Source organism: Variovorax ginsengisoli (genome assembly GCF_030486595.1).
Lineage (GTDB): Bacteria > Pseudomonadota > Gammaproteobacteria > Burkholderiales > Burkholderiaceae_C > Variovorax > Variovorax ginsengisoli_B.
Genome location: NZ_JAUJZH010000003.1, coordinates 238,535 through 261,882 on the forward strand (window position 1 = coordinate 238,535; position 23,348 = coordinate 261,882).

The 23,348-nt window shown below is 68.4% G+C and carries 16 protein-coding genes, 2 tRNA genes and 1 pseudogene; 12 read left to right on the top strand and 7 right to left on the bottom strand.

Features of this window, described 5'->3' with window-relative positions; all coding sequences use genetic code 11:
• Window positions 1–2: 2 nt before the first annotated feature.
• Window positions 3–356, top strand: a complete 354-nt coding sequence (locus QZH52_RS05775; RefSeq protein ID WP_301805313.1) for a hypothetical protein — start codon at window positions 3–5, stop codon at window positions 354–356.
• On the opposite strand, the gene QZH52_RS05780 is transcribed toward QZH52_RS05775, so the two are convergent.
• Both QZH52_RS05780 and bktB read right to left on the bottom strand, forming a co-directional pair.
• Window positions 340–415, bottom strand: a tRNA-Lys gene (locus tag QZH52_RS05780). The two genes, QZH52_RS05775 and QZH52_RS05780, sit on opposite strands and share 17 nt — an antisense overlap.
• Before the next feature lie 62 nt (window positions 416–477).
• The gene (gene bktB / locus QZH52_RS05785) at window positions 478–1,659 is read right to left on the bottom strand and encodes a beta-ketothiolase BktB (protein ID WP_301805316.1); all 1,182 of its coding nucleotides are present in this window, start codon (window positions 1,657–1,659) and stop codon (window positions 478–480) included.
• A gap of 98 nt (window positions 1,660–1,757) precedes the next feature.
• On the opposite strand from bktB, the gene QZH52_RS05790 reads away from it, so the two are divergent.
• The 8 genes and pseudogenes from QZH52_RS05790 (at window position 1,758) to QZH52_RS05830 (ending at window position 13,457) form a co-directional block, all read left to right on the top strand.
• The gene (locus QZH52_RS05790) at window positions 1,758–2,468 is read left to right on the top strand and encodes an SDR family NAD(P)-dependent oxidoreductase (protein ID WP_301805318.1); all 711 of its coding nucleotides are present in this window, start codon (window positions 1,758–1,760) and stop codon (window positions 2,466–2,468) included.
• A 165-nt stretch (window positions 2,469–2,633) separates the two neighbouring features.
• Window positions 2,634–4,208, top strand: coding sequence for an arylsulfatase (locus tag QZH52_RS05795; protein WP_301805320.1), 1,575 nt, complete (start codon window positions 2,634–2,636; stop codon window positions 4,206–4,208).
• A 30-nt stretch (window positions 4,209–4,238) separates the two neighbouring features.
• Window positions 4,239–5,714: a DUF1254 domain-containing protein gene (locus QZH52_RS05800; RefSeq protein ID WP_301805324.1), complete on the top strand. Its 1,476-nt coding sequence runs from the start codon at window positions 4,239–4,241 to the stop codon at window positions 5,712–5,714.
• Between the two features lie 14 nt (window positions 5,715–5,728).
• Window positions 5,729–6,736 (top strand): HAD family hydrolase, encoded by a 1,008-nt coding sequence (locus tag QZH52_RS05805; RefSeq protein ID WP_436411545.1) that lies wholly within the window; start codon window positions 5,729–5,731, stop codon window positions 6,734–6,736.
• Window positions 6,737–6,752: 16 nt separating this feature from the next.
• On the top strand, window positions 6,753–7,226 hold the full coding sequence (locus QZH52_RS05810; RefSeq protein ID WP_286535468.1) for a YidH family protein: 474 nt from the start codon (window positions 6,753–6,755) through the stop codon (window positions 7,224–7,226).
• A 34-nt stretch (window positions 7,227–7,260) separates the two neighbouring features.
• Window positions 7,261–8,805: an efflux RND transporter periplasmic adaptor subunit gene (locus tag QZH52_RS05815; RefSeq protein WP_366919270.1), complete on the top strand. Its 1,545-nt coding sequence runs from the start codon at window positions 7,261–7,263 to the stop codon at window positions 8,803–8,805.
• Window positions 8,802–11,992, top strand: a pseudogene (locus QZH52_RS05825) (efflux RND transporter permease subunit). The gene QZH52_RS05815 and the pseudogene QZH52_RS05825 overlap by 4 nt, the downstream one beginning before the upstream one ends.
• On the top strand, window positions 11,979–13,457 hold the full coding sequence (locus QZH52_RS05830) for an efflux transporter outer membrane subunit (RefSeq protein ID WP_301805329.1): 1,479 nt from the start codon (window positions 11,979–11,981) through the stop codon (window positions 13,455–13,457). The pseudogene QZH52_RS05825 and the gene QZH52_RS05830 overlap by 14 nt, the downstream one beginning before the upstream one ends.
• A gap of 28 nt (window positions 13,458–13,485) precedes the next feature.
• Here the strand turns inward: QZH52_RS05830 and QZH52_RS05835 are convergent.
• A tRNA-Ala gene (locus tag QZH52_RS05835) sits at window positions 13,486–13,561 on the bottom strand.
• Between the two features lie 97 nt (window positions 13,562–13,658).
• Between QZH52_RS05835 and QZH52_RS05840 the strand changes: the two genes are divergently transcribed.
• Window positions 13,659–14,525 carry an alpha/beta hydrolase gene (locus QZH52_RS05840; protein ID WP_301805332.1) on the top strand — a complete coding sequence of 289 codons (867 nt, stop codon included), beginning with the start codon at window positions 13,659–13,661 and terminating at the stop codon, window positions 14,523–14,525.
• An 11-nt stretch (window positions 14,526–14,536) separates the two neighbouring features.
• Here the strand turns inward: QZH52_RS05840 and QZH52_RS05845 are convergent, their stop codons facing one another.
• Window positions 14,537–15,514, bottom strand: a complete 978-nt coding sequence (locus QZH52_RS05845) for a GMP reductase (protein WP_301805334.1) — start codon at window positions 15,512–15,514, stop codon at window positions 14,537–14,539.
• 204 nt (window positions 15,515–15,718) lie between these two features.
• Between QZH52_RS05845 and QZH52_RS05850 the strand changes: the two genes are divergently transcribed.
• Window positions 15,719–18,088 (top strand): UvrD-helicase domain-containing protein, encoded by a 2,370-nt coding sequence (locus tag QZH52_RS05850; protein WP_301805337.1) that lies wholly within the window; start codon window positions 15,719–15,721, stop codon window positions 18,086–18,088.
• Window positions 18,089–18,229: 141 nt separating this feature from the next.
• Here the strand turns inward: QZH52_RS05850 and QZH52_RS05855 are convergent, their stop codons facing one another.
• The 3 genes from QZH52_RS05855 to QZH52_RS05865 are packed head-to-tail and all read right to left on the bottom strand — an operon-like array spanning window position 18,230 to window position 20,456.
• Window positions 18,230–19,024 (bottom strand): BPSS1780 family membrane protein, encoded by a 795-nt coding sequence (locus QZH52_RS05855; RefSeq protein ID WP_301805340.1) that lies wholly within the window; start codon window positions 19,022–19,024, stop codon window positions 18,230–18,232.
• Window positions 19,025–19,033: 9 nt separating this feature from the next.
• Window positions 19,034–20,077: a homoserine kinase gene (locus QZH52_RS05860; protein ID WP_301805341.1), complete on the bottom strand. Its 1,044-nt coding sequence runs from the start codon at window positions 20,075–20,077 to the stop codon at window positions 19,034–19,036.
• 7 nt (window positions 20,078–20,084) lie between these two features.
• Entirely contained in the window at window positions 20,085–20,456 is a 372-nt protein-coding gene (locus QZH52_RS05865) for a hypothetical protein (RefSeq protein ID WP_286526409.1), read from the bottom strand.
• Window positions 20,457–20,554: 98 nt separating this feature from the next.
• On the opposite strand from QZH52_RS05865, the gene polA reads away from it, so the two are divergent.
• Window positions 20,555–23,347, top strand: coding sequence for a DNA polymerase I (gene polA, locus QZH52_RS05870; RefSeq protein WP_301805346.1), 2,793 nt, complete (start codon window positions 20,555–20,557; stop codon window positions 23,345–23,347).
• The last annotated feature ends 1 nt before the right edge of the window (window position 23,348 follow it).

The window sequence follows — 23,348 nt, forward strand, 5'->3', positions numbered from 1 at the left end:
GCATGGAGCGCCAACTGAGTGTGCAGGGTTGCGGCGCCGTGCTCGTTCAAGACAGTTTCACCGGGCAGGCCGGCACAACCAGCAGAACGCAGCGGCGAGGCAGAACCATCGCGCCGTTGATGCGTTCTGGTGGTTGGTGGTTCCTGGACGTGGACAGCATCGAAACACTCTGCCGTGTTTCGGCTGAACTGACACTGACATCGAGGGGGCGTCTCACAGACAGGACTCCATTGCGTGATTTTGTTCACGAAGCTTGCTTGCCGCTCGAAACATGGCGCGCAAAAAGAAAACGGCGCTATCTTTTCGATAGCGCCGTTCTTTTACCAGCGATGGGTTTGCTGGTGGGCCCTGAGTGACTCGAACACTCGACCTACGGATTAAGAGTCCGCTGCTCTACCAACTGAGCTAAGAGCCCCTGAAAAGCATTACTGCTACTCAGGCAATCCCACGATTATAGCCATAACTTTTGCCGCTTCTTCAGGTCCGCTCAAAAATGCAGGCAATCCCCTGGCCGCCGCCGATGCACATCGTCACCAGCGCGTACCGGCCCTGGATGCGCTCGAGCTCGTACAGCGCCTTCACCGTGATCAGCGCGCCCGTGGCGCCGACCGGATGGCCGAGCGAGATGCCCGAGCCGTTCGGGTTCACCTTTGCCGGGTCCAGGCCCAGGTCCTGGGTCACGGCGCAGGCCTGCGCCGCGAAGGCCTCGTTGGCCTCGACCACGTCCATGTCCGAGGCCTTGAGGCCGGCTTTTTCGAGCGCCTTGCGCGAGGCCGGCACCGGACCGATGCCCATGTAGGCCGGGTCGACGCCGGCGAAGGCGTAGGCGACGATGCGCGCCATCGGCTTCAGGCCGCGCCGCGCGGCCTCTTCCTTTTCCATCAGCACCACCGCCGCCGCGGCGTCGTTGACACCCGAGGCGTTGCCCGCGGTCACCGTGCCGTTTTCCTTCAGGAAGGCCGGCTTGAGCTTGGCCATGTCTTCGATCCTGGCGTCGTTGCGCACGTGCTCGTCGGTGTCGAAGAGGGTGGTGCCCTTGCGGCTCTCCAGCGCCACCGGGACGATCTGCGACTTGAAGTAGCCGGCTTCGATCGCCTTCTGCGCGCGTTGGTGGCTGGCGAGCGCGGTCTGGTCCTGGGTCTCGCGGCTGATGTCCCACTTCTTGGCGATGTTCTCGGCCGTGATGCCCATGTGGATGGTCTGGAACGGGTCGTGCAGCGCGCCGAGCATCATGTCGACCATCTTGCTGTCGCCCATGCGGGCACCCCAGCGCGCCGTGAGGGACGCGAAGGGCGCCCGGCTCATGCTCTCGGCGCCGCCGCCGACCGCCACCTTGGCATCGCCGAGCTGGATGCTCTGCGCCGCGCTGACGATCGCCTGCAGGCCCGAGCCGCACAGCCGGTTGACTGTCAGCGCGGGGGTTTCCTGGGCGCAGCCGCCTTCGATCGCGGCAACCCGGGCCATGTACATGTCGCGCGGCTCGGTGTTGATGACGTGGCCGAAGACCACGTTCTCGACGTCCTTGCCGTCGACCTTGGCGCGGGCCAGCGCCTCCTTGGTGACCAGGGCGGCGAGCTTGGTAGGCGGGACGTCCTTGAGGCTTCCGCCGAAGGTCCCGATGGCGGTGCGAACGCCGCTGACGACAACCACTTCCTTCATGAATTTCTCCTTGGCAAACGAAGCGCCGATGATGCCAGCCCGGCTGCCGCCGCGGTAACGCCCGCGTTACGATGCGCTCCCCGAACAGGAGTGTTGCGATGACCGATTCCAGCTTTCCCCGACATGTGGTGGTCACGGGCGCCGCCGGCGCGCTGGGGCGCGCGGTGGTGCAGCAGTTTCTCGGGCAGGGCGCGCGCGTGGCCCTGGTCGACCATCGGCTGGAGCACCTGGCCAGCACCTTTCCGGGGCTGGACAACTCGCAGCACCTGCTGCTCGAAGCCGACGTGACTTCGACCGAGGCCATGGCCGGGGCAGGGCAGCGCATCCTGGCCGCCTTCGGCGGGCAGGTCGACGCCCTGGTCCACATCGCCGGCGGCTTCGAGATGGGCGAGCCGGTGCATGCGCTCGGTCGCGCGGCCTGGGACCGCATGATGAACCTCAACGCCTGGTCTTTCGTGGCGGTGACACAGGCGCTGGTGCCCGCGATGATCGAGCGCAGGGCCGGCCGGGTGATTGCCGTGAGCGCCAAGACCGCCGCCCGCGGCGCCGCCGCCATGGCCGCCTACATCGCCTCCAAGAGCGCGCTGCAGCGCCTGGTCGAGGCCGCCGCGGCGGAACTCGCGCCGCACGGCATCGGCGTCAACAGCATCGCGCCCAGCGTGCTCGACACGCCTGCCAACCGGCAGGCGATGCCCAACGCCGACCCGGGCCAGTGGGTGTCGACCGCGGTGGCGGCGCAGACCGTGGCCTTCCTGGCCTCGCCGGCCGCCGCGGCGCTGCACGGCCAGCACCTGGCGCTGGACGCCTGAGCGGCCTGGCGCCAGGGCGCGCCCGGTCGGGTTGCACCAAGGGGCAATCGCCGCTTCACCTTGGGACAAGTGCGTTTTGTGCCCGGCTTGCGCATGCTGTGGGCACGCTGCGGCGCGGCGGGTTGCCCGCACGCGCCAGCGCACCCCTCACAACCAGGAGTCGACATGGCATCGAAGAAACCCGCCGCCAGCCCGTCCGGAGCGAAGCCGCCCAATATCCTCGTGATCTGGGGCGACGACATCGGCATCGCCAACCTCAGCTGCTACACGCACGGCCTGATGGGCTACCAGACGCCCAACATCGACCGCATCGCCAGGGAAGGGATGAAGTTCACCGACTCCTACGGCGAGCAGTCCTGCACCGCCGGCCGCTCGTCCTTCATCACCGGCCAGAGCGTCTACCGCACCGGGCTCTCGAAGGTTGGCATCCCGGCCGCGCCGATCGGCATGAGCGACAAGATCGTCACCATCGCGGCGCTGCTCAAGACCCGGGGCTATGCCACCGGCCAGTTCGGCAAGAACCACCTGGGCGACCGCAACGAGATGCTGCCGACCAACCACGGCTTCGACGAATTCTTCGGCAACCTCTACCACCTGAACGCCGAGGAAGAGCCGGAGATGTACGACTACTACCCAGAGAAGGACTTCCCCAATTTCAGGAAGAAGAACGGCCCGCGCGGCGTGATCCACTCCTATGCCACCGACAAGGACGACGCGACCGAGGAGCCGCGCTGGGGCCGCGTCGGCAAGCAGAAGATCGAAGACACCGGCCCGCTGACCAAGAAGCGCATGGAGACCTGCGATGACGAATTCGCCGAGGCGGCGAAGGGATTCATCGGCAAGCAGCACGAGGCGGGCAAGCCCTTCTTCGTCTGGCTCAACTTCACGCACATGCACATGTTCACGCACACCAAGCCCGAGAGCCTGGGGCAGGCCGGGCGCTGGCAGTCGCCCTACCACGACACGATGATCGACCACGACAAGAACGTCGGCCAGCTGCTGGACTACCTCGACGAGCTCGGCATCGCCGAAGACACCTTCGTCATGTATTCGACCGACAACGGCCCGCACATGAACAGCTGGCCGGACGGCGCGATGACGCCTTTCCGCAGCGAGAAGAACACCAACTGGGAAGGCGCCTTCCGCATTCCGATGGTGGTGCGCTGGCCCGGCCATGTGCCCGCCGGCAGCGTCTCCAACGGCATCGTCCAGCACCACGACTGGCTGCCGACCTTCCTCGAGATGGCGGGCGAGCCCGACATCGTCGAGAAGTGCAAGAAGGGGGTGCAGGCGATCGGCCGAACGTACAAGAACCACATCGACGGCTTCAGCCTGCTCGGCCACATCACGGGCAAGGAGAAGGAGAGCCCGCGCAAGCTCTTCGTCTACATCAGCGACGACGGCGACATCCTCGGCCTGCGCTACGACAACTGGAAGGTGGTCTTCATGGAGCAGCGGCTGCCCGGCACCATGGCGGTGTGGGCCGAGCCCTTCGTCCGGCTGCGCCTGCCGAAGATATTCAACCTGCGAACCGATCCCTTCGAGCGGGCGGACACGACGTCGAACAGCTATTACGAGTGGTTCCTGTATCACGCCTACATCCTGTATGGCGCCTACGCGATCGCCGACCAGTTCGCCGCCACCTTCAAGGACTTCCCGCCGGTCCAGAAGCCCAATACCTTCACCATCGACGACGCGCTGTCGAAGATGGCCGAAGCCTCCGCGGGCGGCGCCACCTGAGCCGGCGGCCGCCGGTTCGGGAACAGCGTCATGAGCCGCCCGGCCCGCCCGCGTGGGTGGACCGCCCGCAGGGCCGGCCCGGGCCTGCCGCGAGCCCGCCCCGAGTGCTTCCCGCTGCAGGCGCTGGCCCTGGCGCCGGCCGTCCCGGGACCCGATCCCGACGCCCGGCTCAGCGACGACTACGTGCGCCTGGTGGCGCGCGACGCCTACTTCTGGGCCTGGCCGATCGTCAACGTATACAACCGGCGCATCGCCCTCGGCCGCTTGCCGCATCCGATGCTGCTGGGCGGGGTGCTGCCGGCCGGACCGGCCAACAGCCTCACGATGCTGAGCGACTACGTCGATCCCGCCGGGCGGGCGGTGGCCTGCCCGAACCATGACCTGGTGTGCGGCAGCGGCATCGTCGCCCTGGATCAGTCGCCGGTGGTGCTGCAGGTGCCCGACTTCGGCGATCGCTTCTGGGTCGTCCAGGTGCTGGATTCGCGCACCGACAGCATTGCCGAACTGGGCCGAATGTACGGCTCGCCGCCCGGCTTCTATCTGCTGGTGGGACCGAACTGGGTCGGCACGGTGCCGCCGGGCATCCGCCGGGTGTTCGTCTCGCAGACCCGTACCGGGGTCGTGATTCCGCGCGTGTTCCGCGACGACAGCGTCCCGGACCTGAAGACGGTGCAGCGGCTGATCAGCCAGCTCGGCCTGTACCCGGTGGCGCAGTTCGATGGCCGCATGAAGACGACCGACTGGCGCCAGGTGCCGGTGGTGCCTGCCGCGGCCGGCGGCGGGGACGCGGAAACCCGCTGGGTGGCGCCCGAGACGTTCCTGGCCGACCTGCCCGCCGCGCTGGCCGATGCCAGGCCGCTGCCGGGCGAGTCGGCGCGCTATGACCAGGTGCTGGCGGTGGTGGCCGCCGCCGCCAGGGACGCCCGCCTCAGGCAGGTCTTCGAGCAGGCGGTGGCGGCGGCCGACCGCGAGCTGGTCGAGCCCCTGTTCGAGTTCCGCAGCCATGGCCGTCGGCTGCCGCACCACTGGTCGACGATCGCCAACGGCGCCTGCTTCGGCACCGACTACTTCACCCGCACCGCGGTCGCGAAATCGAACATCTTCGTCAACAAGCCCAACGAGGCGCAGTGCTTCCACCAGGACTTCGACCGCGACGGTGCACGCCTGTGCGGCAGCGGACGCTACACGGTGACCTTCGCCCAGGGGGCCGTGCCGCCGGTGAAGGGTTTCTGGTCGATGAGCCTCTACAACGGCCGCCATCTTTTCGAGGTCAACGCGCTGGGACGCTATGCGGTGGGCAGCAAGAGCAGGATGCGGTTCGCCGCCGACGGCTCGCTGACCATCCACGTCCAGCCGCAGTCGCCCGGTGCCGAGCACGAGAGCAACTGGCTGCCGGCACCGGCTGGCAACGCGGGCGAGTTCTCGCTTTCGATCCGCGCCTACTGGCCGGAGTCCGCGGTGCTCGACGGCCGCTGGACGCCGCCGGCCGTGGTCCGCTGCGCATGAAGGAATCCATGATGATGAAGTCCAGAACTTCGGTCACGCGCGCGGCGCGCCGCCTCCTGCTGCTGGCCTGGCTGATGGCCGCGGCCACTCTGGCGCAGGCGCAGGGTCTGCCTTCCTGGAACGACGGTGCCGCCAAGCAGGCGATCCTGCGTTTCGTGGCCGATGTCACGACCCCGGGCTCGGCCGGCTTCGTGCCGCCGGGCGAGCGCATCGCGGTCTTCGACAACGACGGCACGCTGTGGCTGGAGCAGCCGATCTACGTGCAGTTCGCCTTCGCGCTCGACCGGGTCAAGGCGCTGGCGCCGAAGCATCCCGAATGGAAGACCACGCCGCCTTTCGACGCGATCCTCAGGGGCGACATGAAGGCCTTCGCGGCCTCGGGCGAGAAGGGCCTGATGCAGGTGCTCGCCGCCACCCATGCGGGGATGACGACCGAGGAGTTCTCGCGTGAGGTGGCCGACTGGCTCGCGAAGGCCCGCCATCCGCGCTTCAAGCAGCCCTACGAGGCGCTGGTCTACCAGCCGATGCTGGAGCTGCTCGCCTACCTGCGCGAGAACGGCTTCAAGACTTTCATCGTCTCGGGCGGCGGCGTCGAGTTCATGCGCGTCTTCGCCGAGAAGGTCTACGGCATTCCGCCCGAGCAGGTGGTCGGCTCGACCGGACAGCTGGCCTTCAAGACCGGCGCCGACGGCAAGCCGGTGCTGCTCAAGCTTGCGAAGATCGACCTGGTCGACGACCATGCGGGCAAGCCGGTCGGCATCCAGCGCTTCATCGGCCGGCGCCCGATCTTCGCCTTCGGCAATTCCGACGGTGACCAGCAGATGCTCGAATGGACCGCGGCCGGCGCCGGGCCTCGCTTCATGGGCCTGGTGCATCACACCGACGCCGAGCGCGAGTACGCCTACGACCGGACGTCCAGCGTCGGCAGGCTCGACAAGGCGCTGGACGAGGCCGGCACGCGGGGCTGGACCGTGGTCGACATGAAGCGCGACTGGAACAAGGTGTTCGCGTCGGACAAGTAGCCAAGGAGGTGCTCGCATGGCAGATGACAAGGCATGGGTCGACCCGGGGGCGGACTTCGATCGGGTCTCGGTCGAGCTGTCCTCGCGCCGGACCGGGATGTCGTTCCAGCGCACGCGCATGAGCGCGGAGCGGACCCTGATGTCGGTGATCCGGACATCGTTGTCGCTGATCGGCTTCGGCTTCACGATCTTCCAGGTGTTCCAGAAGCTGCACGACATGCAGGTGGTCAAGAGCAGCATGGCGGCGCGCCGCTTCGGCGAGGCGCTGGTCCTGATCGGGATCGCGATGCTGGTCTCCGGCATCGTCTACCACTGCACCTTCATGGCCGGGCTGCGCGCCGAACGCAAGATGCTGAAGAGCCAGGGGCTGATCCATGCCGAGAGCCAGTTCCCGCCGTCGCTGACGCTGGCGGTGGCGCTGCTGCTGTTGCTGCTCGGCTTCCTCGCCATCTCGAGCATGGTGTTCGACATCGGTCCCTTCGGGTCCTGAGGGGCTCCCGATGCGCCGAACGATGACTGGGTCCATGGTCGGGCCCGCCGTGCTGCTGGCCGCGGCCCTGCTGGCCGCCTGTTCCGGCAAGGAGGCCGACAAGCCGAAGCCGCCGCCCGCCGAGGTCTCGGTGCATGTCGTCAAGACCCAGACCGTGCCGGTGGTCTACGAGTTCGTGGGACAGACCGAAAGCTCGCAACAGGTCGAGATCCGGGCCCGCGTCAACGGCTTCCTCGAGCGGCGGGTCTATACCGAAGGCGCCTACGTCAAGGCCGGTGAGGTCATGTTCCTGATGGACGCCAAGCCTTTCGAGGCCAGCCTGAAGGCCGCCCGAGCCGAGCTGGCGCAGCAGCAGGCGCGCTTGAGCACGGCACGCGCCAACCTCGCCCGCGTGAAGCCGCTGGTGGCCGACGATGCGCTGGCCGTCAAGGACCTCGACGAAGCCACCGGCCAGGAGCAGGCCGCCGCGGCGGCAGTCGAAGCCGCGGCGGCCAAGGTCACCGACGCCCAGCTGAACCTGGGCTACGTGACCATCACCTCGCCGGTGGCCGGCATCTCGTCCTTCGCCAAGGTCCAGGACGGCGCCTATGTCAGCGCCGCCAACAGCCTGCTCACCTACGTCGCGAAGCTCGATCCGATGCGGGTCAACTTCAGCCTGTCGGAGAACGAGTCGCTGCGCGTCCAGGAAGAGATCGCCAAGGGCCAGCTCGTGAAGGCGCCGAACGACGACTATGGCGTCGAGCTGCTGTTGGCCGACGGATCGACCTTCCCGGCCCGGGGCCGCGTCACCTTCGCCGACGCGGCCTTCAGCCAGGAGACCGGCACCTTCCTGTTGCGCGCCGAGCTGCCCAATCCCAGGGGCCAGCTGCGCCCCGGCCAATTCGTCCGCGTCAAGGTGTCCGGCTTCACGCGGCCGAATTCGATCGTGGTGCCGCAGCGCGCGGTGCAGCAGGGCCCGCGCGGCCAGTTCGTCTGGACCGTCGACGGCGAGGGCAAGGTGATCCAGCGGCCGGTCGAGGCCGGTGACTGGCTCGGCGACCAATGGCTCGTGACCGGCGGGCTCAAGAATGGCGAGCGCGTGGTGGTCGACGGCTTCATGCGGCTGGCGCCCGGGATGGCGGTGAGCGCCAAGGAGGTGCCGGCGGAACCACTGCCCGTGGAGAAATCGACGCTGGCCGCGTCGGCGGCGCTGCCTTCGGTGTCGGCCGGACTGCCCGCCATGGGCGCAGTGTCCGCGCCGGCCATGCCGCCCGCCGCCGCCGACAAGGATGCCGTCTATTTCGAGCGCGGCCGCGCCGTGCTCGACGCCACCGGCCGCGCGCGGCTGCTGGGCGTGGCCGCGACGCTGAAGTCCCGCCCCGCGATGCGCGCCGAAGTGCAGGGCTATGTCGATGCCAGCGGCGACGCGGCCGCCAACAAGACGCTGGCCCGGGACCGGGCGCAGGCCGTGCGCGACGCACTGGTCGCCGCCGGCGTGGCGCCGGGTCGCATCGTGCTGCACGAACCCCCGAACCTGGTGGGTGCCGATTCGCCTGCGCTGGCACGCCGGGTCGACGTCGTGCTGGCGGAGGCACGATGAAGTTCGCGCACTTCTTCATCGACCGCCCGATCTTCGCGTCGGTCATCTCGATCATCATCGTGCTGGCCGGCGCGGTGGCGATGCTGAACCTGCCGATCGCGCAGTTCCCCGACATCACGCCGCCGCAGATCTCGGTCAGCGCCACCTACCCGGGCGCCAGCTCGGAGGTGGTTTCGCAGAACGTGGCGGCGCCGATCGAGCAGCAGGTCAACGGCGCCGACCGCATGATGTACATGAACTCGACCTCGAGCTCGACCGGCAACATGACCTTGTCGATCTATTTCGAAATCGGCACCGACCCGTCGCTGGCCCAGGTCGATGTCCAGAACCGGGTCAACCTGGCGCTGCCCACGCTGCCTTCGGCGGTCAGCAGCCAGGGCGTCTCGGTGGCCAAGAAGTCGCAGGCCTTCATGATGATCGTGGCGATCTATTCGCCCGACAACAGCCTCGATCCGACCTACATCGCGAACTACGCCAACATCAACGTGCTGGACGCGATCAAGCGGGTGCCGGGGGCCAACCAGAGCTCGATCTTCGGCTCGCCCGACTATGCGATGCGGCTGTGGCTCAAGCCCGACCGCATGGCGGGCCTGGGCCTGACGGCCTCCGACGTGCAGCGGGCGGTGGCGGCGCAGAACCAGCAGTACGCCGCCGGCCGGCTCGGCGCCTCGCCGACCGCGACGCCGGTGCAGCAGACCATTCCGGTCACGACCTCGGGCCGCATGACCGAGCCCTCGCAGTTCGACAACATCATCCTGCGTGCCCAGCAGGGCACCGGCGCCATCGTCCGGGTCAAGGACATCGGCCGCGCCGAGCTGGGCGCCAAGGACTATTCGATCCGCTCCAAGTACAACGGCAATACCGCCACCCTGATCGCGATCTACCAGCAGCCGGGTGCCAACGCGCTGCAGGTCGCGACCGACGTGAAGAAGCTGCTCGGCGAGATGAGGCCGACCTTCCCCGAAGGCCTGGACTACGACATCGCGCTCGACACCACCGACTTCGTGCGCGAGTCGATCAGCGAAGTGGTCCACACCTTCGTCGAGGCGGTGGTGCTGGTCGTGCTGGTCGTCTTCCTGTTCCTGCAGAGCTTCCGCGCGACGCTGGTGCCGATCCTGGCGGTGCCCGTGTCGATCCTCGGGGCCTTCATCGGCATGACCGCGATGGGCTTCTCGATCAACATGCTCACCCTGTTCGGCATGGTGCTGGCGATCGGCATCGTGGTCGACGACGCCATCGTGGTGGTCGAGAACGTCGAGCGCAACATGGCCGAGTTCGGCCTCGGCCCCAAGGAGGCCGCGAAGAAGGCGATGGACGAGGTCAGCGGCCCGGTGGTGGCCATCGTGCTGGTGCTGTGCGCGGTGTTCATCCCGGTGGCCTTCCTGTCGGGCATCACGGGCCAGCTCTACAAGCAGTTCGCGATCACGATCGCGGTGTCGGTGGTGTTCTCGGGCCTGGTGGCGCTGACGCTCTCGCCGGCGCTGGCGGCCATCCTGCTGAAGCCGCCGAAGCCGGGCGAGCACGAGAAGAAGGGCTTCTTCGGCTGGTTCAACCGGCGCTTCGAGCGCCTTACCGAGGGCTACACCTCGACCACCCGATTGGCGATCCGGCGCGTGGGCTTCTCGCTGCTGCTGATCGCCGGCATGGTCGCCATCATGCTCGGGCTCTTCAAGCGCGTGCCGTCGACCTTCCTGCCGGTCGAGGACCAGGGCTACATCTTCACCGCGGCAATCATGCCCGACGCCGCCAGCTCGACCGCACCGAGGCGGCCACCGACCGTGCCCAGCAGTGGTTCAGCAAGCAGCCGGCGGTGAAGTCGGTGGCGTCGGTGCCCGGCTTCAGCCTGATCGACTCGCAACTCAAGTCCAACGCGGGCGTGCTCTTCGTGTCGCTCAAGGGCTTCGCCGAGCGGCAGGCGCCTGGCGACCGCGCCGACGCGCTGATCCGCGACGCCACGGCCGAATTCTCGACCTTCAAGGAAGGCGTGATGGTGCCGGTCAATCCGCCGTCGATCCCGGGGCTGGGCACCACCGGCGGCTTCGAGTTCTGGGTCCAGAGCGAAGGCGACGCCAGCCTGCAGCGGGTCGAGGAGGTGACGCGGGAGATCATCGCCAGGGCGCGCCAGCGGCCCGAGCTGCGCGGCGTCAACTCGACCATCAACACCCGCTCGCGGCAGCTGCTGGTCGACGTCGACCGCGACAAGACCGAGAGCCTGGGGGTGTCGGTGGACGAGGTCTATTCCACGCTGCAGACGCTGTTCGGCTCGCTCTACGTGAGCCAGTTTCCGAAGAACAGCCGGCTGTTCCAGGTCATCCTGCAGGCCGAGCCCGACTACCGCATCAAGCCGGACGACCTGCAGAACATGTTCGTGCGCAACCACGACGGCAAGATGGTGCCGCTGAAGGCCGTGGCCACCACCCGATACGTGACTGGCGCCGACATCGTCACGCGCTTCAACAACTTCACCGCCGCCAAGATCACCGGCGACGCCGCCGAGGGCTACAGCTCGGGCCAGGCGCTGGACGCCATGGAGGCGCTCGCCAGGGAGGTGCTGCCGCAGGGCTTCTCCTTCGCCTGGTCCGGGCAGTCCTACGAGGAGCGCAAGGCCGGGTCCACCGCCGGCATGGTGTTCGCCTTCGCAGTCGTGATGGTGTTCCTGATCCTGGCCGCGCAGTACGAGAAGTGGACGCTGCCGCTCGGCGTGCTGCTGGCGGTGCCCTTCGCGTTGTTCGGCGCCATCGCCGCGATCTGGATGCGCGGCATCCAGAACGACGTCTATTTCCAGATCGGGCTCACGGTGCTGATCGCGCTGGCGGCCAAGAACGCGATCCTGATCTTCGAGTTCGCGGTCGAGCTGCGCCACAAGGAGGGCCTGTCGGCGTACGACGCCGCGGTCGGCGCCGCCAAGCTGCGGCTGCGGCCGATCATCATGACCTCGCTGGCCTTCATCCTCGGCTGCATTCCGCTGGCCATCGCCAGCGGCGCCTCGGCCGCCAGCCGGCAGTCGCTGGGGACCGGCGTGATCGGCGGGATGCTCGGCGCGACCCTCATCGCCATCTTCTTCATCCCGATGTTCTTCTGGGGCTTCGAGACGCTCGGCGATCGCGCGGCGGCCAGGAAGCCGTCCGCCGATCCCGCCGGGCCCGCGCTGCCCGAAGCGGGGGGAGCCACCGATGCCCCGCACTGACAGGCTCCTCCTCGGCCGCGCCGGCGCCGCTCTCGGGCTGGCGGCGCTGCTGGCCGGCTGCATGCTGGGCCCGGACTACCGGCGCCCGGCGCTGGACATCCCAGCCGAATTCCGCGGCGCAAGCCCGCCGACCGCGGCCGAGCTCGCGCTGGCCGATTCGGCTTGGTGGCGCCAGTTCGGCGACCCCACGCTCGACGCGCTGATCGTCGAAGGCCTGCGCAACAACCAGGACCTGGTGGTGGCGGCGGCGCGGGTCGAGCAGTTCTACGGCGTGCTCGGCACCACGCGCAGCCCGTTGTTCCCGCAGGTCGGTGCCGACGCGGCCGGCAGCCGGACCCGGGCCAGCGAGCAGACGATCAGCCCGGCGCCGTCGATCAACCCTTACAACGCGGCCCAGGTCACGCTGCTCGCGAGCTGGGAGGTCGACCTGTTCGGGCGCATACGGCGGCTGACCGAGGCGGCGACCGCCGACCTGAAGGCGAGCGAGGCCTCCCGGCGCGGCACCGTGCTGTCGGTGGTGGCGGCGGTCACCACCGGCTACGTGCGCCTGCGCGAGCAGGACCGCGAGCTCGAGGTCGCGCGCAGCACCTTGAAGCTGCGCACCGATTCGCTCAAGCTGTTCGAGCGCCGCTTCAAGGGCGGCGTGGTGTCGGCGGTCGAGGTGAGCCAGGCCCGCTCCGAATACGCCACCGCCCTGCGCGCCGTGCCGGTGCTGCTGCAGGCCATCACCGAGCAGGAAAACGCGCTCTCGGTGCTGATCGGGCGCGACCCGGGGCCGATCGCCCGCGGGCGCAGCATCGATGCGCTGGCGGCGCCCGCCGTGCCCGGAGGGCTGCCGTCCGAGCTGCTCGACCGGCGTCCTGACATCCTTCAGGCCGAGCAGACGCTGGTCGCCGCGAATGCGCGCATCGGCGCCGCCAAGGCGGCGTACTTCCCGACCATTTCCCTGACCGGCGCCTTCGGGCAGGCGAGCCGCTCGCTGTCCGACCTGTGGGGCGGCTCGGCGCGCATCTGGAGCTATGGGGCCGACGTCAGCCTGCCGATCTTCACCGCCGGCGCCATCGCCGGCCAGGTGGAGAGCGCCGAGGCCGGGCAGCGCGCGGCGCTGGCCCAGTACCGCAAGACCGTGCAGGCGGCCTTCGGCGAGACCGCGGACGCGCTCGCCGGCATCGGCAACTCGCGCGAATCCCTGGCCGCGCAGCAGATCCAGGTCTCGGCGCTGATCAACTACGCGCGCCTCGCGAGCAAGCGCTTCGAAGGCGGCTACACCAGCTACCTCGAGGTGATCGACGCCGAGCGCAGCCTGTTCAACGCCCAGGTGCAGCTGGCGCAGGCGCAGGGGGACGTGCTGCTGAGGGCGGCTTCGCTCTACAAGGCGCTGGGCGGAGGGTGGGTGGATCTGGCGAACCAGGATGCGCCGCAGCCGGCGGTGCGGCTGGGGGAACGGCCGCCGTTGGTGCCTTGAGGGCGGGTGCCAGGCCGAAAAGAAGTGTTGGTGGAGAGGATGAGGATCGAACTCACGACCTCCGCATTGCGAACGCGGCGCTCTCCCAGCTGAGCTACCCCCCCAACGCAGACAGAATTCTAACCAGAACCGGCCCCGGTTTGCACGACGGCGTGGCGGCCGTGCCAAGATGCGCGCCTCGCACACCCTGGAGCAGAACCGATGGCTTCGTACGATCCCGCCTGGCTGGACCGCATGTACAACAACCGCGCCCTGGTGCCCGACCATCCGGCGTACTTCGAGCGCTGGGCGGCGGAATCAGCCGCCACTCGCGCCGCCCAGCCTTGCCATGTCGACTTGCGCTACGGCGACGGCGTGGGCGAGACGCTCGACGTCTTTCCGGCGCCGGTGCCTGATGCGCCGGTGCTGGTGTTCATTCACGGCGGCTATTGGCGCGCGCTCGACAAGAGCGAGCATTCATTCATTGCGCGCCCTTTCAACGACCGCGGTGTCTGCGTCGTGGTGCCCAACTACGCGCTGTGTCCGGGCACGCCCGGCCAGCCGGTCGGCATCGACGACATCGCGTTGCAGATGGTGCAGGCGCTCGCCTGGACCTGGCGCCACGTCGCCGCGCACTGCGGCGATCCGTCACGCATCACGGTCTCGGGCCACTCCGCCGGCGGGCACCTGGCGGCGATGCTGCTGGGGTGCGACTGGCAGGCGGTCGCGCCCGATCTGCCGCCGCAACTGGTGCGCAACGCGCTGTCGATCTCGGGCATACACGACCTGCGGCCGCTCCAGCATGCGCCGTTCATCGCCGACACACTGGGGCTGGACGACGCGCAGGCGCGGCGCCTGAGCCCGGCGCTGTGGCCGGCGCCGGCGCGGGGCCGGCTCTGGGCGGTCGCCGGCGGCGACGAGAGCGAGGAATTCCAGCGCCAGAACGCGCTGATCCGCGACGCCTGGGGTCCGCGGACCGTGCCGGTGTGCGAACTGATGCCGGGGCGCAACCATTTCAGCGTCCTGGATGCGCTGGCCGAGCCGGCGCATCGGCTGCACCAGCTGGCGGCGCAGCTGCTGGAGGCTTGAGCCCGGCCGGCCTACATGAGCAGGTGTTCGCCGGCGTTGTCGCCGCCCAGCGTGACGTAGTTGACCCTGCGGATGTCCATCAGCTTGCGCCCGCCGGCATAGCTGATCGAGCTCTGGATGTCCTGCTCCATCTCGACCAGCGTGTCGGCCAGCTTGCCCTTGATCGGCTCCAGGATGCGCTTGCCCTCGACGTGCTTGTATTCGCCCTTGTTGAAGTCGCTGGCCGAGCCGTAGTACTCCTTGAAGAGGGCGCCGTCGACCTCGACCGTCTTGCCGGGCGACTCTTCATGGCCCGCGAACAGCGAACCGATCATCACCATCGACGCGCCGAAGCGGATGCTCTTGGCGATGTCGCCATGGTCGCGGATGCCGCCGTCGGCAATGATCGGCTTGGTCGCCACGCGGGCGCACCACTTGAGCGCCGACAGCTGCCAGCCGCCGGTGCCGAAGCCGGTCTTGAGCTTGGTGATGCAGACCTTGCCCGGGCCGATGCCGACCTTGGTGGCGTCGGCGCCCCAGTTCTCGAGGTCGATCACGGCCTCGGGCGTGCCGACGTTGCCGGCGATCACGAAGCTCTTGGGCAGCTTCTTCTTGAGGTAGCCGATCATGTTCTTCACGCTGTCGGCATGGCCGTGCGCGATGTCGATCGTGATGTATTCGGGCGTCAGGCCGGCGGCGACCATCTGGTCGACCGTGTCGTAGTCGGGCTTCTTGACGCCCAGCGAGATCGAGGCGAACACGCCCTGGGCGTGCATGTCCTTGACGAACTGGAGGTTGTCCAGGTCGAAGCGGTGCATCACATAGAAATAGCCGTTCTTGGCCAGCCAGGTGCAGATGGTCTCGTCGACCACCGTCTTCATGTTGGCCGGCACCGTCGGGATGCGGAAGCTGCGCCCGCCCAGCATGACGCTGGCGTCGCATTCCGAGCGGCTTTCCACCACGCATTTGCGGGGCAGCAAGAGGATGTTGTCGTAATCGAAAATCTGCATACCAAGCTCCTTTGTGTAAGGTGAATGAGCGCTTGGTCCGGCCGGTTTTCGAGCTGTCTGCACTGCGGGACGCAGCGTGAAACGGGCACAAAAAACCGGGCGCAAGAAACTTGGGCCCGGTGACTGATTTTACACGCTTGCCCGCGTCGGGGGCTTGGGCAACTTCGTATAACCCCGATACGCAGGGCTTTCTACAATCGACGGATGTTCACCGACCTCGCGGCCGCCGCAGATTCGCCGCTGCTCCACAACCTCAACCCGGAGCAGCGTGCCGCCGTCACGTTGCCGGCCGGCAACGCCCTGATCCTGGCGGGCGCCGGTTCCGGCAAGACCCGGGTGCTGACCACCCGCATCGCCTGGCTGCTGCAGACCGGCCAGGTGTCGCCGGGCGGCATCCTGGCCGTGACCTTCACCAACAAGGCCGCCAAGGAAATGATGACCCGGCTGGGCGCGATGCTGCCGGTCAACGTGCGCGGCATGTGGATCGGCACCTTCCACGGCCTGTGCAACCGCTTCCTGCGGGCCCACTGGAAGCTCGCCAACCTGCCGTCGACCTTCCAGATCCTCGACACCCAGGACCAGCTCTCGGCCATCAAGCGGCTGATGAAGCAGTTCAATGTCGACGACGAGCGCTTTCCGGCCAAGCAGACGCAATGGTTCATCGCCGGCGCCAAGGAAGACGGCCTGCGCCCGCGCGACGTCGAGGCCCGCAGCGACGACGACCGCAAGAAGGTCGAGCTGTACCAGCTCTACGAAGAACAATGCCAGCGCGAGGGCGTGGTCGACTTCGGCGAGCTGATGCTGCGCAGTTACGAACTGCTGCGCGACAACGACCCGGTCCGCGAGCACTACCAGCGGCGCTTCCGCCACATCCTGATCGACGAGTTCCAGGACACCAACCGGCTGCAGTACGCCTGGATCAAGATGCTCTCGGGCACGACGGCCGAGGGCCGCTTCACGCCGAACGACAACAGCGTGATCGCGGTCGGCGACGACGACCAGAGCATCTATGCCTTCCGTGGGGCGCGGGTGGGCAACATGGCCGATTTCGTGCGCGAGTTCGATGTCTCGCACCAGATCAAGCTCGAGCAGAACTATCGCAGCTACAGCAACATCCTCGATTCGGCCAATGCGCTGATCAGCCACAACACCAAGCGGCTGGGCAAGAACCTGCGCACCGACCAGGGCCCCGGCGAGCCGGTGCGGGTCTACGAGGCGACCAGCGACTTCGCCGAGGCGCAATGGATGGTCGAGGAGATGCGCCAGCTGGTGCGCGACGGCATCGATCGCAAGGAAATGGCCGTGCTCTACCGCAGCAATGCGCAGAGCCGGGTGATCGAGACGGCGCTCTTCAATGCCGCGGTGCCGTACCGCGTGTATGGCGGGCTGCGCTTCTTCGAGCGGGCCGAAATCAAGCACGCGCTGGCCTACCTGCGGCTGCTCGAGAACAAGGACGACGACACCAGCTTCCTGCGGATCGTCAATTTCCCGCCGCGCGGCATCGGCGCCCGCAGCATCGAGCAATTGCAGGATGCGGCCCGGGCCGCCGGCCGGTCGATGCACGACGCGGTGAGTGCGGTCGGCGGCAAGGCCGGCAGCAACCTGACCGCCTTCGTGGCGAAGATCGACGTGCTGCGCGAGCAGACACAGGGCCTGTCGCTGCGCGAGATCATCGAGCTGGTGCTCGACCACAGCGGCCTGATCGAGCATTACAAGGCCGACCGCGAAGGCGCCGACCGAATCGAGAATCTGGAAGAACTGGTGAATGCGGCCGAGAGCTTCGTCACCCAGGAGGGCTTCGGCCGCGACGCGGTGGCGCTGCCGGTCGACGAGCTGCGCCAGTCGCCGGCCAGCCAGGGCCTGGACCCGAACCGGCCCGTGCTCGACGAGCCGCTGGCGCCCGACGCCGAGACCGGCGAGACCCTGAGCCCGCTGGCCGCCTTCCTGACCCATGCGGCGCTGGAATCGGGCGACAACCAGGCCCAGGCCGGCCAGGACGCGGTGCAGCTCATGACCGTGCACGCGGCCAAGGGCCTCGAGTTCGACTGCGTCTTCATCACCGGCATGGAAGAGGGCCTGTTCCCGCACGAGAACTCGATGAGCGACAACGAGAGCCTCGAGGAAGAACGGCGGCTGATGTACGTGGCCATCACGCGCGCACGCCAGCGGCTCTACATGAGCCACTCGCAGACCCGGATGCTGCACGGCCAGACCCGCTACAACCTCAAGAGCCGCTTCTTCGACGAACTGCCCGAAGGCGCGCTCAAGTGGCTGACGCCCAAGAACCAGGGCTTCACGCCTTCGGCCTTCGGCTATGGCGGCGGCTATGCCACGACCCGCGGCGGCGCCGGCGGCTTCAGCAAGGATTCGTTCGCCAGCCCGCCGGTGCCGCCGCAGAAGGCCGCGCCGTCGCACGGGCTGCGCTCGGGCATGCAGGTGTTCCACAACAAGTTCGGCGAGGGCACGGTGACCGCGCTCGAAGGCACCGGCGACGACGCCCGCGCGCAGATCAATTTCCCGCGCCACGGCATCAAGTGGCTGGCGCTCTCGGTCGCCAAGCTCACGCCCGTCTGAGACCTCCGCCATCCCGGCCACGGCCGGCGCAGCCCGGCCCGTTGGTGAAACACTGCGGAACCGGCTTCGCCGGGCCGCTGGTGTTGCCCCCCGGCAGGGGGGTGGGCGGCTACACGCAGTGAGCCAACCTGGGGGGCGAGCCTATTCCTGGAAGCTGTCGCGGAAGGTGAACCAGGTGCTGGTGAAGAACATCGCCGCCATCACCAGCGCGCCGGCGATCATCATGGCGCCGCCGATCGCGGCGGCACCGTCGCCGGCACCCATCGCGCCCACCGCCACCAGCAGGCTGGCGAGCAGGCTCAGCACGATGCCGGCGCCGATGAAGACGCCGACCCAGGCCAGGCCGAACACGGTGAGGGCGCCGAAGTTCTTGAAGCAGGCCACGAAACTGAAGAACAGGCTCTTGGCCGGCGGCACGCGGTGCCAGTGGACCAGCGCCGGTGCGTGCCAGAAAGCCAGCGAGAGCGGCAGGTACAGCCCCATGGCGATCCAGAGTGCAACCTGGAATTCGGTCGATTCCGCCAGCTCGCGGGTGAGCGGGCCGCCGAGCAGGTAGACGCGGGCGAACTGGCCGCCGTCGGCCAGGGCCGAGATCGCCATGACCCCGAGGAACAGCCCGGCATACAGCGCGCCCAGCACCGCCATCGGCCGCACGTCGGTGCGAACCGCATTCAGGGCCGCCAGGAAGACGGTGCCGGCCGCCGGCTTTTCGGGCCCGGCGGCCTGCTGTGCCGCCGCCATGAGCCCGAGGGTCATCGTCGGCAGCAGCATCAGCGCGATCGCGGCGCCGACCAGCGGCAGCTGCGAGGCGATCGAGACCAGCGCCATGAAGAAGAAGAACAGCGAGATGAAGGCCAGCGGTTGCCGGGCGAAGGCCTTGAGCCCGCTACGGACCCACAGCACGCCGGTACGGGCCGGCACGAGATTGAGTTTCATCGGGTCCGGTCAGGCGGCCAGCGCGTCGGCGCCGGTCGCAAATTCGAAGGTGGCGTGGGCGCGCTGCCGCAGCACGCGCTCGAAGTGGGTGGGGTCGTGGGCCTTGAGCATGCTGGCTTCGCGCGGCAGGTGGAAGTCCCAGAGGCGCGAGATCCAGAAGCGCAGCGCCGCGGCCCGCAGCATCGCCGGCAGCAATGCCCGCTCAGGCGCCGTCAGCGGCCGCACGGTGCCGTAGGCGGCCAGCAGGGCATCGGCCCGGGCCGCATCGTGGCGGCCGCTGGCCAGGTCGATCGCCCAGTCGTTCAGGCAGACGGCGAGATCGAACAGCCAGCTGTCGGCGCCGGCGAAATAGAAATCGAACACCCCGGTGAGACGCGGCGCATCGGCGCTGGCGTGGGTGTCGAACATCGCGTTGTCGCGGAACAGGTCGGCATGCACCGGCCCGCGCGGCAGCGCCGCATAGGCCGAGGACTCGGCCACGTGGTTCTGGTAGGCCAGCTCGCTGCGCAGCAGGGCGGCCTGGGCGGCGTCCAGGTGGGGCAGCACCACCGGCATGGTGTCGTTCCACCAGGCCAGGCCCCGCAGGTTGGGCTGGATGCGGGGGTAGTCGCGGGCCGCCAGGTGCATGCGGGCGAGCAGCCGGCCGAGTTCGGCGCAATGGGCGGCCGAGGGGGCCAGTTCGCTCTTGCCGTTGAGGCGCTGGACCACCGCCGCCGGCTTGCCCGCCACCGTGTGCAGCAGCTCGCAGGGGGCGTTGGCCGGGATCGACAGCGGGTGGCCCTGGGGCGGCGCCACGGCCGGGTCGGCCACCGGCTCGGGCACCGGGATGCCGCGCGCCGCCAGGTGCTTCATCAGGCAGAGGTAGTAGGGGAGCTGCTCGGCGCCCAGGCGCTCGAACAGGGTCAGGACATATTCGCCGGATTCGGTGCTGGCGAAGTAGTTGGTGTTCTCGATGCCGCCCTCGATGCCCTTGAGGGCGGTCAGGGCGCCCAGGCCGAGGCGCCGGACGAGCGCGTCTGCTTCGTCGAATCCGACTTCCGTGAAAACCGCCACTGCGCGCTCAGAACTTGAAGACGTTCCACCAGACCCGCGAGCCGCCTTCGCCCGCGCTGGAGTCGGACTGGCCCTGGCTGCGGCTGCGCTCCTCGGTGTTGGGCAGGACCTGGTAGGCCGGCGCGTTGTTCTTGGGCTTGACCTTGATGTCCTGGGTCTGGCCGCCGACGCGGAGTTCGTCGATGGTGGCGCCGCTGTCTTCGACGTGGATGCGCTCGATCGTCTGGTTCTGGCGGCCGGCGGCCTTGTCGGGGTCCGGCTGCGCCTGGGCGGGCGCCGGGGCCGCAGGCTGCGGGTTTTGCGCAAAGACGACGGCGGCGGGCGCGGCGCAGGCCAGCGCGAGCAGTGCCAGGCGAACCAGGGGCATGGAAGAAGACATGGAAGAGATTGTAGGTCCGGGTCCGGTCCGGAGATAGCCACGAGGGCCGATCTTTTCGGCCTTCCGGGGGCGGCCGCGCGGCACGGCAAAATGGCCCGATGACCGACAAGAAAACGCTGCTGCTCGTGGACGGATCGAGCTACCTCTATCGCGCCTTCCACGCGATGCCCGATCTGCGCGCCGTTCCGGGCGACAACGGCAGCCCCGCCACCGGGGCCATCCGCGGAATGATCAACATGATGCAGGCGCTGCGGCGCGAGGTGCGGGCCGACTACGCGGCCTGCGTCTTCGATGCGCCCGGAAAGACCTTCCGGGACGACTGGTATCCCGACTACAAGGCCAACCGCTCGCCGATGCCGGACGATCTGCGCAGCCAGGTCGAGCCGATCCACCGCGTGGTGCGGATGCTCGGCTGGCCGGTGCTGACGGTGCCCGAGGTCGAGGCCGACGACGTGATCGGCACGCTGGCGCGCACCGCCGCCCGCCAGGGCATCGAGGTGATCGTCTCCAGCGGCGACAAGGACCTGAGCCAGCTGGTGGACGAGCACGTCACGATCATCGACACCATGAACGGCAAGAAGCGCGACGTGGCCGGCGTGACGGCTGAATTCGGCGTGCCGCCGAACCTGATGATCGACTATCAGACGCTGGTCGGCGACAGCGTCGACAACGTGCCGGGCGTGCCGAAGGTCGGCCCCAAGACCGCCGCCAAGTGGCTGCTCGAATACGGCTCGCTCGATGCCCTGATCGCGCGCGCGGCCGAGGTCAAGGGCCAGGCCGGCGAGAACCTGCGCCAGGCCCTCGACTGGCTGCCCCAGGGCCGCCGGCTGGTCACGATCCGCACCGACTGCGAGCTCGGCGAGCATGTGGCCGGCCTGCCGGCGCTGGACGCGATCGCGATCGGCCCGCAGCAGGTCGACGCGCTCAAGGATTTCTACGAGCAGTACGGCTTCAAGAGCCTGGTGAAGTCGCTCGAGGCGCACGCCGTGCCGCCCGAACTGATCGAGGAAAACAAGAAGCGCGGCGGCCCGGAGGCGAACGGCGACCTGTTCAGCGACCCGGCCCAGGCGGCGGCCGAGAAGGTCAGCAACCTGGCCTACGACACGGTCATGACCTGGGAGGCCTTCGACGCCTGGCTGGCCAAGATCGAGGCCGCCGAGCTGGTCGCGCTCGACACCGAGACCACCTCGCTCGACGAGATGCGCGCCGAGATCGTCGGCCTGAGCTTCAGCGTCGAGCCGGGCGCGGCGGCCTACATCCCGGTGGCCCACAACTACCCCGATGCGCCGGCGCAGCTGCCGCGCGACGAGGTGCTCGCCAAGCTCAGGCCCTGGCTCGAGAACGGCGCGAAGAAGAAGCTGGGCCAGCACGTCAAGTACGACCGCCACGTGTTCGCCAACCATGGCATCGAGGTGCAGGGCTACGCCCACGACACCATGCTGCAGAGCTATGTGCTCGAAGTGCACAAGCCGCACGGCCTGGCCAGCCTGGCCGAGCGGCACCTGGGCCGCAGCGGCATCGACTACGAGGACCTGTGCGGCAAGGGGGCGCACCAGATCTCGTTCAGCCAGGTGTCGATCGACAAGGCGGCCCAATATTCGTGCGAGGACTCCGACCAGACGCTCGACGTGCACCGGGTGCTCTGGCCGAAGCTCGAGGCCGACGAGAAACTGCGCTTCGTCTACGAGCTCGAGATGGCCAGCAGCGAGACGCTCTACCGGATCGAGCGCAACGGCGTGCTGATCGACGCGCCGACCCTGGCGTCGCAGAGCAACGAACTCGGCAAGCGCATCATGGCGCTCGAGGAGGAGGCCTACGCGCTCGCGGGCCAGCCTTTCAACCTCGGGTCGCCCAAGCAGATCGGCGAGGTCTTCTTCACCAAGCTCGGGCTGCCGGTGATCAAGAAGACGCCGAGCGGCGCACCGAGCACCGACGAGGAAGTGCTCGAGAAGCTGGCCGAGGATTTCCCGCTGCCGGCGAAGATCCTCGAGCACCGCGGCTTGTCCAAGCTGAAAGGCACCTACACCGACAAGCTGGGCCTGCTGGCCAATCCGCGCAGCGGCCGCGTCCACACGCACTACGCGCAGGCGGTGGCGGTGACCGGGCGGCTGTCGAGCAACGACCCGAACCTGCAGAACATCCCGATCCGCACGCCCGAGGGCCGGCGGGTGCGCGAGGCCTTCGTGGCGCCCGCGGGCCGTGTCATCGCGAGCTCCGACTACTCGCAGATCGAGCTGCGCATCATGGCCCACATCAGCGGCGACGAATCGCTGCTGCGGGCCTTCACCGAAGGCATCGACGTCCATCGCGCAACGGCGGGCGAAGTCTTCGGCGTCCCGGTCGACCAGGTGTCGAGCGAGCAGCGCCGCTATGCGAAGGTGATCAACTTCGGCCTGATCTACGGCATGAGCAGCTTCGGGCTGGCGCGCAACCTCGGCATCGAGACCAAGGCCGCGGCCTCCTACATCGAGCGCTACTTTGCCCGCTACCCTGGTGTGAAGGTCTACATGGACGAGACCAAGGCGCTGGCCAAGGAGAAGGGCTATGTCGAGACCGTGTTCGGCCGCCGGCTCTACCTGCCCGAGATCAACTCGCCCAACGGCCCGCGCCGCGGCGGCGCCGAGCGCGCCGCGATCAATGCGCCGATGCAGGGCACGGCGGCCGACCTGATCAAGCTCAGCATGGTCAAGGTGCAGCAGGTGCTCGATGCCGAGCAGCGCGGCACGAAGATGATCATGCAGGTGCACGACGAACTGGTCTTCGAAGTGCCCGAGGAAGAGGTCGAGTGGGTCCGCACCGAAATACCGCGCCTGATGGCCGGCGTGGCCGACCTCAAGGTCCCGCTGCTGGCCGAAATCGGCTTCGGACCCAACTGGGACAAGGCACATTGAG

Bases quoted from the DNA above. Each gene is read 5' to 3' on its own strand.
- QZH52_RS05795 (WP_301805320.1), top strand. From the start codon at position 2,634: ATGGCATCGAAGAAACCCGCCGCCAGCCCGTCCGGAGCGAAGCCGCCC.
- QZH52_RS05845 (WP_301805334.1), bottom strand. From the start codon at position 15,514: ATGCAGATTTTCGATTACGACAACATCCTCTTGCTGCCCCGCAAATGC.
- QZH52_RS05790 (WP_301805318.1), top strand. From the start codon at position 1,758: ATGACCGATTCCAGCTTTCCCCGACATGTGGTGGTCACGGGCGCCGCC.
- QZH52_RS05815 (WP_366919270.1), top strand. From the start codon at position 7,261: ATGGTCGGGCCCGCCGTGCTGCTGGCCGCGGCCCTGCTGGCCGCCTGT.
- QZH52_RS05775 (WP_301805313.1), top strand. From the start codon at position 3: ATGGAGCGCCAACTGAGTGTGCAGGGTTGCGGCGCCGTGCTCGTTCAA.
- QZH52_RS05840 (WP_301805332.1), top strand. From the start codon at position 13,659: ATGGCTTCGTACGATCCCGCCTGGCTGGACCGCATGTACAACAACCGC.
- QZH52_RS05830 (WP_301805329.1), top strand. From the start codon at position 11,979: ATGCCCCGCACTGACAGGCTCCTCCTCGGCCGCGCCGGCGCCGCTCTC.
- QZH52_RS05810 (WP_286535468.1), top strand. From the start codon at position 6,753: ATGGCAGATGACAAGGCATGGGTCGACCCGGGGGCGGACTTCGATCGG.
- QZH52_RS05855 (WP_301805340.1), bottom strand. From the start codon at position 19,024: ATGAAACTCAATCTCGTGCCGGCCCGTACCGGCGTGCTGTGGGTCCGT.
- QZH52_RS05805 (WP_436411545.1), top strand. From the start codon at position 5,729: ATGAAGTCCAGAACTTCGGTCACGCGCGCGGCGCGCCGCCTCCTGCTG.
- QZH52_RS05850 (WP_301805337.1), top strand. From the start codon at position 15,719: ATGTTCACCGACCTCGCGGCCGCCGCAGATTCGCCGCTGCTCCACAAC.
- QZH52_RS05865 (WP_286526409.1), bottom strand. From the start codon at position 20,456: ATGTCTTCTTCCATGCCCCTGGTTCGCCTGGCACTGCTCGCGCTGGCC.
- bktB (WP_301805316.1), bottom strand. From the start codon at position 1,659: ATGAAGGAAGTGGTTGTCGTCAGCGGCGTTCGCACCGCCATCGGGACC.
- QZH52_RS05800 (WP_301805324.1), top strand. From the start codon at position 4,239: ATGAGCCGCCCGGCCCGCCCGCGTGGGTGGACCGCCCGCAGGGCCGGC.
- polA (WP_301805346.1), top strand. From the start codon at position 20,555: ATGACCGACAAGAAAACGCTGCTGCTCGTGGACGGATCGAGCTACCTC.